Origin of the sequence: Streptomyces venezuelae (assembly GCF_008642315.1) — a bacterium.
Taxonomy (GTDB): domain Bacteria; phylum Actinomycetota; class Actinomycetes; order Streptomycetales; family Streptomycetaceae; genus Streptomyces; species Streptomyces venezuelae_D.
In genome coordinates, this window is the sequence record NZ_CP029192.1 from 7647868 (window position 1) to 7660684 (window position 12817).

9 protein-coding genes and 1 pseudogene are annotated in these 12817 nt (G+C 72.5%); 3 read left to right on the forward strand and 7 right to left on the reverse strand.

Translation table 11 applies throughout. From position 1 onward, the window contains the following. Positions 1-6: 6 nt before the first annotated feature. The 3 genes and pseudogenes from DEJ48_RS33855 to DEJ48_RS33865 form a co-directional block, all read right to left on the reverse strand. Positions 7-1494, reverse strand: a complete 1488-nt coding sequence (locus tag DEJ48_RS33855; RefSeq protein ID WP_150219945.1) for an FG-GAP and VCBS repeat-containing protein — start codon at positions 1492-1494, stop codon at positions 7-9. A gap of 96 nt (positions 1495-1590) precedes the next feature. Beyond that, positions 1591-2286: pseudogene (locus DEJ48_RS33860) on the reverse strand (dioxygenase); the annotation flags it as partial. Between the two features lie 49 nt (positions 2287-2335). Then, complete coding sequence (locus DEJ48_RS33865) at positions 2336-3316, reverse strand: AraC family transcriptional regulator (protein ID WP_190537758.1); 981 nt, start codon at positions 3314-3316, stop codon at positions 2336-2338. Positions 3317-3511: 195 nt separating this feature from the next. On the opposite strand from DEJ48_RS33865, the gene DEJ48_RS33870 reads away from it, so the two are divergent. The 3 genes from DEJ48_RS33870 to DEJ48_RS33880 are packed head-to-tail and all read left to right on the forward strand — an operon-like array spanning position 3512 to position 5980. Beyond that, entirely contained in the window at positions 3512-4138 is a 627-nt protein-coding gene (locus DEJ48_RS33870; RefSeq protein ID WP_150219947.1) for a TetR family transcriptional regulator, read from the forward strand. A gap of 14 nt (positions 4139-4152) precedes the next feature. Beyond that, positions 4153-4935: an SDR family NAD(P)-dependent oxidoreductase gene (locus tag DEJ48_RS33875; RefSeq protein ID WP_150219948.1), complete on the forward strand. Its 783-nt coding sequence runs from the start codon at positions 4153-4155 to the stop codon at positions 4933-4935. A gap of 4 nt (positions 4936-4939) precedes the next feature. Next, positions 4940-5980: an NAD(P)-dependent alcohol dehydrogenase gene (locus DEJ48_RS33880; RefSeq protein WP_150219949.1), complete on the forward strand. Its 1041-nt coding sequence runs from the start codon at positions 4940-4942 to the stop codon at positions 5978-5980. Here the strand turns inward: DEJ48_RS33880 and narI are convergent. From narI to DEJ48_RS33900, 4 genes are read right to left on the reverse strand one after another with little or no spacing between them, the layout of a single operon-like run. Further along, on the reverse strand, positions 5961-6686 hold the full coding sequence (narI, locus tag DEJ48_RS33885; RefSeq protein WP_150219950.1) for a respiratory nitrate reductase subunit gamma: 726 nt from the start codon (positions 6684-6686) through the stop codon (positions 5961-5963). The two genes, DEJ48_RS33880 and narI, sit on opposite strands and share 20 nt — an antisense overlap. After that, complete coding sequence (gene narJ / locus DEJ48_RS33890) at positions 6683-7315, reverse strand: nitrate reductase molybdenum cofactor assembly chaperone (protein ID WP_150219951.1); 633 nt, start codon at positions 7313-7315, stop codon at positions 6683-6685. The genes narI and narJ overlap by 4 nt, the downstream gene beginning before the upstream one ends. After that, positions 7312-8970: a nitrate reductase subunit beta gene (narH, locus tag DEJ48_RS33895; protein ID WP_190537760.1), complete on the reverse strand. Its 1659-nt coding sequence runs from the start codon at positions 8968-8970 to the stop codon at positions 7312-7314. Before narH ends, narJ begins: the two co-directional genes overlap by 4 nt. Beyond that, on the reverse strand, positions 8970-12659 hold the full coding sequence (locus DEJ48_RS33900; protein ID WP_150219952.1) for a nitrate reductase subunit alpha: 3690 nt from the start codon (positions 12657-12659) through the stop codon (positions 8970-8972). The genes narH and DEJ48_RS33900 overlap by 1 nt, the downstream gene beginning before the upstream one ends. Positions 12660-12817 lie beyond the last annotated feature (158 nt).

Sequence of the window (12817 nt, forward strand, 5' to 3'; positions counted from 1 at the left end):
CCCCGGCTACCGCAGCGTGCTGCCGAAGAGCGCCGCCGTGTTCGGCGCGTCGACGTCCTTCGGGCCGAACGCCACCGAACCCGTGGCGGTCGTGCCCGCAGCGGTGCCGCGCAGTGACCACAGGGCGCCCGCGCGGGCGTTCTCCTCCACGGACGAGGCCGCGAGGTCGCCGTGTCCGTCGCCCGTCACATCGAGCAGCGACACCGCCGCGCCGAACAGGTCGTTCTTCTCGGCGACACCGGGGACGCCCGCCGTGTCCTGATGGAAGGCCTGGGCGCCCGCACCCGTCACGCCGGTGGGGCTGCCGTGCACCAGGACGACCGCACCCGCGTCCGTGACGTCCTTGACGTCCTCACCGGGTACGCCGAGCGCGATGTCCGCGTACCCGTCGCCCGTCACGTCACCGACCGCGATCGAGCTGCCGAACCGGTCCCCGTTCTCCTCCGCGCCCGGCACGCCCGGCAGGTCCTGGTCGAACTTCTGCACGTCGCCCTTGAGGCCGTCCGCCGAGCCGTAGGAGACCATCGCCTTGCCGTCCTCGTCGCTGTCGCCCGCGACCACGTCGGCGTAGTGGTCGCCATTGACGTCACCGACGCCCAGCGCGTCGCCGGATCCCGGCGCGTCCCCCCGCACGAACCCGGTCGCGCCGCCGTACAGCACGCTGTTGCCCCACTGGCCGTCGCCGGAGTAGTCGTTCATGACGATGTCGGCCCGGCCGTCGCCGTTGACGTCGCCGACGCCCTGCGGCACCACCGGACCCTTCACGGACAGCGGACCGTCGACGCAGACCTCGGGCCGCTCGCGGCAGGACGGGTCGGGCCGCTCGTCGGTCTCGTAGCTCCACCACTGCGACGGGTCCATGAAGTCGAGGGTCGCGGCCGGCGTGCCGGTGCGCGCTACGGGGCCCTTCCAGAGGCGGGCGCCCTGGGCGACCGGGTCGTCGCCGTGCGAGCCCGCCCTGCCGAACAGCGCGAGGTCGGTGGTGCCGTCGCCGTCGAAGTCCCCGGCCTGCGGCGCGAACCCGTACGTGGCGATCGCGGTGCCGCCGGTCAGGCCGGACGCGGAGCCCCACAACACCACCGCGCCCGACCCCGAACCCTGGCCCTCGGTGCCGACGACCAGGTCCGTGTACCCGTCGTGGTCCAGGTCGCCCTTGGTGAAGGTCCGCCCGAACTCCTGCTTCGCCGTCGCCGACCCGGGCACGCCGGCCGTGGCGCGGCTGACCACCTTCCTGCGGGCCGGGTCGAGGCCGTCCTCGGAGCCGTACGTCACCACCACGTACCCGGCGTTCGCCCTGCCCGAGACGGTGCCGCCGGGCGCGCCGACGACGAGGTCCGCGAACCCGTCGCCGTCGAAGTCGTCCGTCGCCCGCACGGCGGAGTCCGCGCGGGCACTGCCCTGCCCCAGTGTCAGGGCCGCAAGGCCGCTGCCCACCAACAGCGACGCGGCGATCAGGGGCATGGTGCGCAGGACTCCGCGGTGTGCGAGCGACATTCGACTTCCTCTTTCCCTCGGACGGTCACGACCGATCAGTTGACCGGTGGAGGGCGCCCGAGGTTGTACGCGGCCCGGCGGCGGTACGCGGGGTCACTGCGGCACGTTCAGGACGAAGTCGAAGTCCGCCTCCTTCGTGTTGCCCACGCTGCGGACGTTCATGAGGAGGCGGGGATCGAAGATGGTGTCCGTGTTGTTGCGGGGCTCGCCCGGGAAGTACAGCTGCGTCGTCAGGATCGGACGCCCGGGGGCCTGCACCTTGACGTGCAGGTGCCGGGTGCGGCCGGGGTAGAGGCCGGGCACGATCGTGGTGAGCTTGAACGCGCCGTTGGCGTCCGTGAACTGGTGCCCGCGGAAGCGGTATCCGGCGTTGTCGTACGTCCCGTACGTGTCGGCCTGCCAGAAGTCCAGCAGGGCCCGCGAGATCGGCTTGCAGGCACGCCCGAAGACGTAGCCGGTGACGGTGAGGCGCACGCCGGGGGTGCCGGGCTGGACGAGCGAGGTGCGCTGCGGGGAGTTGGGCTTGAAGTACGGCCCCTCCATCTGCGGGATGGTCGGGTCGTCCCCGTCGTCGCAGTCGGGGGTGAGCTCGGGTGCCTCGCCCCGCTCGGCGGCGGTCCTGGCCAGTGCGGGTACGCCCATGAGGGACACCGGCACGGCCATGCCCAGCGCGGCCGCGGCCCGCAGGACGGTCTTGCGGCTGGGGCCCTTGTTGCCGTTCACGCCGTCGGCGGCGGGGTCGCCGCCCGCGCCTGGTATGCCGCCTCCGGGGCTGCCGGTCTCGTGGTCCATCGCTCCTCCTGAGCCTGTGGGGGTCGGTGGTTCCGGATCGGCTATGAAGCTATGCGGGGGAGGAGGGCCCGGCGATGGACTCGAGCCGGTGGTCGTGGTGAATATCGCCACCGCCGCGCCGGAAGTCCCCGGGGCTCGCGCCGGTCTCGCGGCGGAAGAAGCGGCAGAAGTACGCCGGGTCCTTGAAGCCGACCCGTCCCGCGACCTGGCGGACCGTCAACTCGGTGCGCAGCAGCAGCCGTTTGGCCTCGTGCACCCGGGTCTGCCGGATCAGTTCACCGGGTGTCCTGCCGGTCTCCGCCTTCACCACCTCGCTGAGGTAGCTCACCGAGACGCCCAGGCGGTCGGCGCAGGACCGCACCGACTGCAGGGCCCCCTCGGGAGTGCCCATCAGGGTCACGAAGTCGGCGGCCACCGAGCCCGGGCGCGAGTGGGACGGTCCCTCGGGCAGGGGTGGCGGCGCGGGCGGTTCGGCGGATGAGCGGGGTGCGGGGAGCCGGGCCGCCCGGACCACGAGCACGTGCAGCAGCGCCCGCAGGACGCTGTGGAATCCGGTGGCCCCGGACCGGTACTCGCCGTCCAGCTCGGCGACCAGGCGCGCGGTCTCCTCCGCCGCCTCCCCGGGCAGGTCAAGCCAGGAGCGCCGGGAGAGGGTGCGCAGGACGTGCCGGTCGGTGGGGTGGTCCACGAGGAAGTCGTCGGTGAAGAGGATGACCCTGCCTTCGAGGCCGGTCACGTCCTCCCAGTGGTGGACCTGCCCGGGGGCGATGACGCACAGGTTCGGCGGGCACAGCGGGAAACGGCCCAGGTCGACGACGTGCCGGCCGGTGCCCCCGGTGACGTGGACGATCTCGTGGAAGGTGTGCCGGTGCGGGAACGAGGCGCGCGACATGGGTCCGATGCTGTCGAACGTGCCGATGGCGAAGGGCAGCGCGTTGGGCATCGGCACCTGCAGCCGGTGCATGGGCATGCCGTCCTCGCCCGGCTCTCCGTTGTTCCCCTCGCCGGGCAGGACCGTAGTGCCGCGCATGTGCACGCTCCTCGGGACGTCGGTGTCGACCGTCGACTGGTCCGTACCAATCGGCGGTCCGTCCTCACGATGGCACGAGTGCGCGCCCGCGAGCAGAGCGCGAATGCGCCGCCGAAAGCCTCAGTGGCGCGTCTCACCCCATGTCCCCCCGGGACAGATGTCCCACTGGGACACTTCGAGGCGTACAGTCGAAGCATGAGCAGCACACAGGGCCGCCGGACCCGCAAGGTCCAGGAGAGCCGGGCCGCCATGGCGAACGCCGCCGTGGACCTGGCCCTCGCCCACGGCCTCGACCAGGTCACCGTCGAGACGATCAGCGACCGCGCCGACGTCTCGCGCCGCACCTTCTCCCGGTACTTCACGGGGAAGGAGGACGCCGTGGTCGACGCTCTCCGCGTCGACTACGCACGCGTCAACGCGGCGCTCGCCGCCCGCCCCGAGGGGGAGAGCCCCCTCACGGCCTACCACCGGGCACTCCGGAACTGGCTGGACGACGAACCGACCGCCTGGCACCGCCTGCCCCGCTCCGCCGACCTGCTGCGGCTGCTCCACGAGGAGCCGTCGCTGCTGCCCGCCTACCTGCGGGTGCAGGACGAGGCGAAGGCCGCGTCGGTGGCGATCGTCGCCGACCGGCTCGGACTCGACGCCGAGCGCGACCTGCGCCCGGCGCTCGCCGTCTCCCTGGCGGTCGGAGCCTTCGGCACCGCCGTGCGGTTCTGGATCGCCCCGGGCGACAACGGCGGCCTTCCGCCGCTCATCGACGCGGCGTTCGCGGCCCTGGCCGATGAGCCCGCGCCCCGCATCACCACAACCACCACGTGAAACCAGGCACCACCATGAGCACGAGCACCACCACGCACACCAGCACCACCACCGAGCAGTTCACCGGGAAGACCGCCCTGGTCACCGGCGCCGCATCCGGCATCGGCCTGGAGGTCGCCCGCCGTCTCGCCGCGGCGGGAGCGGCGGTCGTCGTCGCCGACTTCAACGAACAGGGCGCCCACGACGTCGCCCGCGCGCTCACCGAGGACGGCGCACGCGCCGCGGCCGTACGCGTCGACGTCACCGACCCCGAATCGGTGCGCCACGCCGTCGACTTCACCGTCGAGACCTTCGGCGGCCTGCACCTCGCCGTCAACAACGCCGGGATCGCCGGCGCCTCCGCCCCCACCGGCGAGTACGGGATCGAGGACTGGCAGCGCGTCATCGACACCAACCTCAACGGCGTCTTCTACTCGCTCCGCCACGAGCTGCCGCACCTCGTCGCCGCGGGCGGCGGCGCCGTCGTCAACATGTCGTCGATCCTCGGCACGAACGGCTTCGCCGGCTCCGCCGCGTACTCCGCGGCCAAGCACGCGGTCGTCGGCCTGACCAAGACCGCCGCCGTCGAGTACGCGGCCCGCGGCGTCCGCGTCAACGCCGTCGCCCCCGGCTTCATCGACACCCCGCTGCTCAAGGGCGACGAGGAACAGCGCAGCCGGCTCGTCGCCCTCCACCCCCAGGGCCGTCTCGGCACCGCCGAGGAGGTCGCCGACCTCACCCTGTTCCTGCTCTCGGACCACGCGTCGTTCATCAACGGCAGCTACCACCTGGTGGACGGCGGCTATGCGGCCCGTTGAGACGATGAAAGCCGTCCAGTACCGCACCGTCGGCGCCGCCCCCGAGGTGGTCACGGTCCCGCGCCCCGAACCGGGGCCGGGCCAAGTGCTCCTGAAGGTCACCGCGGCGGGCGTCTGCCACTCCGACATCGCCGTGATGAGCCGGCCCGCCGAAGCCCTGGGCTTCCCGCTGCCGCTCACCCTCGGCCACGAGGGCGCGGGGACCGTCGCCGCGCTCGGCGACGGCGTCACCGGGCTCGCGCTCGGCGACTCCGTGGCCGTGTACGGGCCGTGGGGCTGCGGCACCTGCCTCATGTGCGCGCAGGGCAAGGAGAACTACTGCACGCGCGCCGCCGAGCTCGGCATCCGCCCGCCGGGGCTCGGGGCGCCCGGCGCCATCGCCGAGTACATGATCGTGGACGATCCGCGCCACCTCGTGCCGCTGGACGGCCTCGACCCGGTGACGGCGGTCCCGCTCACCGACGCGGGCCTCACCCCGTACCACGCCGTCAAGACGTCACTGCCCAAGCTGACGCCCGGCAGCACCGCCGTGGTCATCGGCTCCGGCGGCCTCGGACACGTCGCCATCCAGCTGCTGCGCGCGCTGACCCCGGCACGGGTGATCGCCCTCGATGTCACCGAGGAGAAGCTGGCGCTCGCCCGTGAGGTCGGCGCCCACGAGACGGTCCTGTCGGACGCGGCGGCCGCGGCCCGGGTCCGCGAACTGACCGGCGGGCTGGGCGCCCAGGCCGTGTTCGACTTCGTCGGCGCGCCGCCCACCACCGCGACCGCCGCCGCGTGCGCCGCGGTGGAGGCGGACGTCACCCTCGTCGGCATCGGCGGCGGCACCGCGCCCGTCGGCTTCGGCACGACCCCCTTCGACGCCGCCTTCCGCGCCCCCTACTGGGGCAGCAGGTCGGAGCTGGTCGAGGTCCTGGACCTGGCCAGGTCCGGCGTCCTCGACGTCCACGTGGAGACGTACGCCCTGGACGACGCCCCGACGGCGTACGAACTCCTCCACGCGGGCCGTGTGCACGGCAGGGCGGTCATCCTCCCCAACGGCTAGGGGCAGCTCCCTCCCGGCGCCCCGCCGGCACCCCGCGCGACCGGTAGACGACGTAGGGGCGGGCCAGGTAGCCGACCGGTGCCGTGAAGGCGTGCACCAGGCGGCTGAACGGCCACAGGGTGAACAGGGCCATGCCGAGCAGGGCGTGGACCTGGTAGGCGAGCGGGGCGCCCGCCATGGCGGAGACGTCGGGGTCGAGGGCGAACAGCGAGCGGAACCACACCGACACCCCGAGGCGGTAGTCGTAGGAGTGGGGCCGCAGTGTGGTGGCCGTGGCGACGAGCCCGGCCAGGATCACGCAGAGCAGGACCGGCAGGACGACGCGGTCGCTGCGGCTGGTCGCCCCGCGCACGGCGGGCACACGCAGCCGTCGGTGGATGAGGATCGCGAGGCCCGCGAGGGTGGCGAGGCCCGCCGTGCCGCCCACGAACAGGGCGTTGAGGTGGTACATCCACTCGTGGACGTGGGCGCGTTCGGTGAGCGACTCGGGGATCAGCAGCCCGATGGCGTGCCCGGCCACCACGAACAGCAGCCCGTAGTGGAACAGCGGGCCGCCGATGCTCAGCAGCCGGTGCTCGTGCAGCTGACTGGAGCGCGTGGTGAAACCGAACCGGTCGTACCGGTAGCGCCAGGCCGTGCCGGTGACCATGACGACGAGGACGAGATAGGGCAGTACGCCCCACAGGGCGATGCGCAGATGGTTCACCGGGAGGTCTCCTCGGCGTGCGGGGCGTCGGGTACCGGCCGGAGCCGGGGGAAGGGAAGGAGGCCGACCGACTCGGCGGGCGGGCCCGTGCGGGCGAGGCGCAGGGCCGCCTCGCGGGTTGCGGGTCCGGGGCCGGGCAGGGTGCGGCAGACCGCCTCGACGATGTCGGCGTAGGGGCTCTCGTAGGCCGTGAGGCCGAAGCGGAGGAGTTCGAGTGCGGGCCGGTGTTCGGCGAGCAGCCGCTCCCCGGCTTCCGGGGAGCGGGCGGCGAACTCCAGCATCAGGGGCAGGAAGTCGGGGAGTTCGTCCGCGGGCGGGCGCCAGCCGTGGTCGCGGTAGAGCGACTTGAGCCCGGCCATGGTGGTGCCGCGCCTGCGGGTGTCCCCGTCGGTGTAGTACGTCAGGTACAGGCAGCGTCGGCGGCTGCGGTCGAACGTGGCGACGTACCGGGCGGCGAGTTCGAGCGGCGCCGTGCCGTCGACGCGGGCGCAGAACTGCCGCAGCAGCCGGATGTCGGCGCCCGGCACGGGTTCGAGTGCCGAGCGCACGGTGTCGAGGCGCCCGGGCCAGTCCCGGTCCGGGTAGCCGAGCAGCAGGGAAGCGGCCTGATGAACGACGGCTCGGTTCACCGGGCGTCGCCCTCCGCGCTCGGGAAGAGCCCTTCGGGGCGGCCGCTGCCGTCCCAGTTCAGGAGGTTGACCCGGTTGCGCAGCGAGGTCCCCGCGTGCTCCGGTTCCCTGCCGGACGCCGGCGGGCCCGATGCCGGTGCGCCCAGGGGGATGTGGAAGGCGTCCGGGTCGTACATGCCGGGCCCGTCCTGGCCGTCCAGGCCGCACCCGGCGTCGAGGTCGTCGGAGCCGGGGACCGGCGCGGTGTAGCTGGTGGGGACCACGTACCGCTCGTCGTACTTGGCGAGGGCGAGCAGCCGGTACATCGCCTCGATCTCGTCGGCGTCCATGCCGACGGCACGGGCGATGGCGGGGTCCTGCTCCTCGCCGAGATTGACACGCCGCATGTGGGAGCGCATCGCCGCGAGCCGGCACAGCGCCGCCTCCACGGGTGCCGGGTCGCCCGCGGTGAACAGTTCCGCGAGGTAGCCGACGGGGATGCGCAGCGAGTCGATGGCGGCGAAGAGTTTGGCCGGGTCCTCGCCGTCGTGTCCGGTGGCGGTCAGCGACTCGACGACGGGCGACAGCGGCGGGACGTACCAGACCATCGGCATGGTGCGGTACTCGGGATGCAGTGGCAGCGCCACCCTGTGGCGGCTGATGAGTGCGTGCACCGGAGAGCGTCGGGCGGCGGTCACCCAGTCGTGGGGGATGCCGGACGCCTCGGCGGCGCGCGCCACCTCGGGGTCGTCGGGGTCGAGGAAGCAGTCCAACTGGGCCTGGTAGAGGCCCTGTTCGTCGTCCGTCGCCGCGGCCTCGCCGACCTTGTCGGCGTCGTACAGGATGACGCCGAGATAGCGCAGGCGGCCCACGCACGTCTCGGAGCACACGGTCGGCAGGCCGGCTTCGATGCGCGGGTAGCACATCGTGCACTTCTCGGCCTTGCCGCTGCGGTGGTTGAAGTACACCTTCTTGTACGGGCAGCCGCTCACGCACATGCGCCAGCCGCGGCAGCGGTCCTGGTCGACGAGGACGATGCCGTCCTCGATGCGCTTGTAGAGGGCACCCGACGGGCACACCGCGACGCACGACGGGTTGAGGCAGTGCTCGCAGATCCGCGGCAGGTAGAACATGAACGCCTGCTCGTACTCCAGACGCACCTGGTCGTTCATCTTCTTCAACACCGGGTCACCGGCGAGGTGTTCGGGTCCACCGCCCAGGTCGTCGTCCCAGTTCGGCCCCCAGGTCACCGCGGTGGGCTCGCCGTCGACCAGGGAACGCGGCCGTGCGGTGGGCACGTCGTCGCCGAGGGGGGCGGTGGTGAGGGTCTCGTAGTCGTACGTCCACGGCTCGTAGTAGTCGTCGAGCGCGGGGAGTTCGGGGTTGGCGAAGAGCCGGGCCAGGCGCCGGGCGCGGCCGCCGCCCCGGGGGACGAGCCGGCCGCGTTTGAGCTGCCAGCCGCCCCGCCACTTCTCCTGGTCCTCGTAGCCGCGCGGGTAGCCCTGGCCGGGGCGCGTCTCGACGTTGTTGAACCACACGTACTCGGTGCCGGCCCGGTTGGTCCAGGTCTGTTTGCAGGTGACCGAGCAGGTGTGGCAGCCGATGCACTTGTCGAGGTTCATCACCATGGCCACCTGCGCCATGACCCGCCCGACAGTGACTCCGTCACGGGGCATCAGTACTGCACCTCCTGGGCGCGGCGCCGGATGACGGTGACCGCGTCGCGCTGGTTGCCGGTGGGGCCGTAGTAGTTGGGCGCGAAGCTGAGCTGCGCGTGGCCGCCGATCAGGTGCGTCGGCTTGATCAGGAGCTTGGTGAGCGCGTTGTGGACGCCGCCGCGCCGCCCGGTCGCCTCGGACTTGGGCACGTTCACCATGCGTTCCTGGACGTGGTACATGAACACCGTGCCGGGCGGCATGCGGTGGGAGACGACCGCGCGGGCCACGACCACGCCGTTGGCGTTGTGCGCCTCGATCCAGTCGTTGTCGGCCACGCCGATCGACGCGGCGTCGTCGACGCCGATCCAGATGACGGGGCCGCCGCGGGCCAGCGTCTGCATCAGCAGGTTCTCCTGGTACTCGGAGTGGATCGACCACTTGGAGTGGGGCGTCAGATAGCGCACCGTCACGGAACGTCCGCCATCGGGGTCGGCCGTCGGCTGCTCGCCGAGACCGGACAGGTTCAACGGCGGCCGGTAGATCGGGAGTTGTTCGCCGTACTCGGCGATCCACGGATGGTCGAGGTAGAAGTGCTGGCGGCCGGTGAGGGTGTGCCAGGGCTTGAAGTGCTCCGTGTTGATCGTGAAGGGGGAGTAGCGGCGCTCGGGGCCCTCCTTGCCCGACCACTCGAAGCTCGCGCCGACCTGCACCGGCCGCGCCTGCGTGTCGGAGAACGTCACGCGCCGCTCGGCCACGGAGGCCGCGAGCTCGCCGAGGCCCGTGTCGGCGCCGCAGCGCTCGGCGAGCCGGTCGAAGCCCTCGGCGGCGAGCCGCCCGTTCGTGGTGCCGGACAGGGCGAGGATCGCCTCGCACATCTTGACGTCCGTGTCGAGGAGGGGACGTGTGCGCGCCGGCCCGCGCGTCGCCGTGCCGCAGCGGGTGCCGAGCCACTCGATCTCCGGCAGCGGCCGCACGGTCACCCCCTTGACCGTGATGCCCTCCTCGCCGGTGAGCGGTCCGAGCGCGGCCATCTTGTCGCCGATGGCGGTGTAGTCGCGCTCCACGAGGGTGAATCGGGGGCCCGTGGGTCCGTCGGGCGGTGCCTCGCCGGGCGTGTCGTGCTGCAAGGGAGTGGCGACCAGGTCGTGGGCCACGTCCAGACGGCCCTCGGCGAGGCGGCCGACCTCGCGGGCCAGGCCGTGGAAGATCTCGAAGTCGGTGCGGGCCTGCCACGGCGGGTCGATGGCGGGGGAGAAGGCGTGCACGTAGGGGTGCATGTCCGTGCTGGACAGGTCGTGCTTCTCGTACCACGTGGCCGCGGGCAGCACGAGGTCGGCGAAGAGCGTGGTCGACGTCATGCGGAAGTCCAGCGCGAGCAGCAGGTCGACCTTCCCGCGCGGAGCGTCGTCCCGCCACGTCACCTCGCGCGGCCGCCCGTCGGGCGGCGCCTCCTCGGCGCTCGCGTTGTCGGACGCGCCGAGCAGGTGCCGCAGGAAGTACTCGTTGCCCTTGGCGGAGGAGCCGATGAGGTTGGCACGCCAAACGGTGAGCACGCGAGGCCAGTTGGCCGGATCGTCCGGATCCTCGCAGGCGTACGCGAGGCGCCCCGCGTCGCGTTCGGCCGCCACCCAGCCCGCCGGGTCGGCCCCCGACTCGTGCAGCCGCCGCCCCAGGTCCAGGGGGTTGGCGCCGAACGTCGGGTAGGAGGGCATCCAGCCCTGCCGGACGGAACGGGCCACAAGGTCGGCGGTGTGCAGGCCGGAGAGGGCGCCCGGCGCGGTGGGCGCCGCCAGGGCGTCCGCGGTGAACTTCTCGTACCGCCACTGGTCGGTGTTCAGGTACCAGTACGGCGTCCCGGCCATCTGCCGCGAGGGCCGCACCCAGTCCGACGCCGTGGCGACCTGCTGCCAGCCCGCGTACGGCCGCACCTTCTCCTGCCCCACGTAGTGCGCCCAGCCGCCGCCGTTCACGCCCTGGCAGCCGGTGAGCAGCAGCAGCGAGAGGAACGACCGGTAGATGGTGTCCGAGTGGAACCAGTGGTTGGTGCCGGCCCCCATCACGATCATGCAGCGCCCCCGCGTCTGCTCCGCGGTACGGGCGAACTCCCGCGCCGCGCGCACCACGGCCTGCGCGGGCACCGACGTGACCGCCTCCTGCCAGGCCGGGGTGCAGGGCGTGGTCGCGTCCTCGTACGACACGGCCGCCTCCTCGGCCGTCGTGGCACCCAACCCGGCGCGTCCCACGCTGTACTGAGCGAGCATCAGGTCGAAGACGGTGGTCACCAGATACCCGTCGACGCGCAGCGCGGGCACCGTGCGCCGCACGGTGGCGCCCTCCTCGTCGAAGCGGGGCAGCACCACCTCGGCGGTCTCCGTGCCGGGGTGCCCGAGCAGGGTCAGGAGCGGGTCGATGTCCCCCAGGTCGAGGTTCCAGCGCCCCTCTCCGTCCTTGCCCCAGCGGTCGCCCAGGGTGCCGTTGGGGACGGCGGGACGGCCGGTGGCCGCGTCGTGGACGACGGGCATCCAGCGCCGCGACTCGGCCTTGGCGTCCTTGGCCAGGTCGAGGTCCCTGGCGGTGACGAACGCGCCGGGAACGCGGGCGCCGGTGCCGTGCGCCTCGCTCCCCGGCTCGTCGAGCGCGATGAGGAACGGCAGGTCGGTGAAGCGTTTGACGTAGTCCGTGAAGTACGGCACCTGCCGCTCCACGAAGCACTCCCGCAGGATGACGTGCCCCATCGCCATGGCCAGTGCGCCGTCGGTGCCCGGGTGCGGGTGCAGCCACTCGTCGGCGAACTTCGTCGCGTCCGCGTAGTCCGGCGACACCACGACGACCTTCTGCCCCCGGTAGCGCGCCTCGGCCATCCAGTGGGCGTCGGGCGTACGGGTGACGGGGACGTTGGAGCCCCACAGCATCAGGTACGCGGCGTCCCACCAGTCACCCGACTCCGGAACGTCGGTCTGGTCGCCGAAGACCTGCGGGGAGGCGATCGGCAGGTCCGCGTACCAGTCGTAGAAGGAGAGCATCGGGGCGCCGATGAGGGAGTGGAAGCGGGCCCCGACGGCGTGCGAGGCCATCGACATCGCGGGGATCGGCGAGAACCCGGCGATGCGGTCGGGCCCGTACTCCTTGAGCGTGTGGACGTGCGCGGCGGCCGCGATCTCCAGCGCCTCGTCCCAGCCGATCCGCACCAGGCCGCCCTTGCCGCGCGCCGATTGGTAGCGGCGCCGCTGATCCGGATCGCCGGTGACCTCCCCCCAGGCCGCGACCGCGTCGCCGCCGAGGCGTCGCTTGGCGGCGCGGAACATCTCCACGAGGACGCCGCGGGCGTGCGGGTAGCGGACGCGCGTCGGGGAGTACGTGTACCAGGAGAACGACGCGCCGCGCGGGCACCCCCGCGGCTCGTAGTCCGGGCGGTCGGCTCCCGCCGAGGGGTAGTCGGTCGCCTGTGTCTCCCACGTGATGAGGCCGTCCTTGACGTACACCTGCCAGGAACACGAGCCGGTGCAGTTCACGCCGTGGGTGGAGCGCACCACCTTGTCGTGCGCCCAACGGTCGCGGTACGGGCTGTCGTTGACTCCCTGATCGGTGCGGAACACCGCCCTGCTGTCGGGCGTGGTCGGCGCCCTCTGCAGCAACTGTCCCGCGGCGAAAAGGCGTTCTGCGGCATCCGCCGCGATACGCTCCGCCTTCGCCCTGGCACGTCCCATTCCTCGGACTCCCCTCGGGGACCGGCTTGCCGGAGCGGTCACCTCCGGCCTGCGTGTTTCCACGAACGAGCTCAGAGTCCTCTTGCTCCGTCCGCGATGTGGAATCCATTCAGGCCAGTTGGTTGTACCTAGAAGTTGTTTTTCCGGTTCTTGGTACG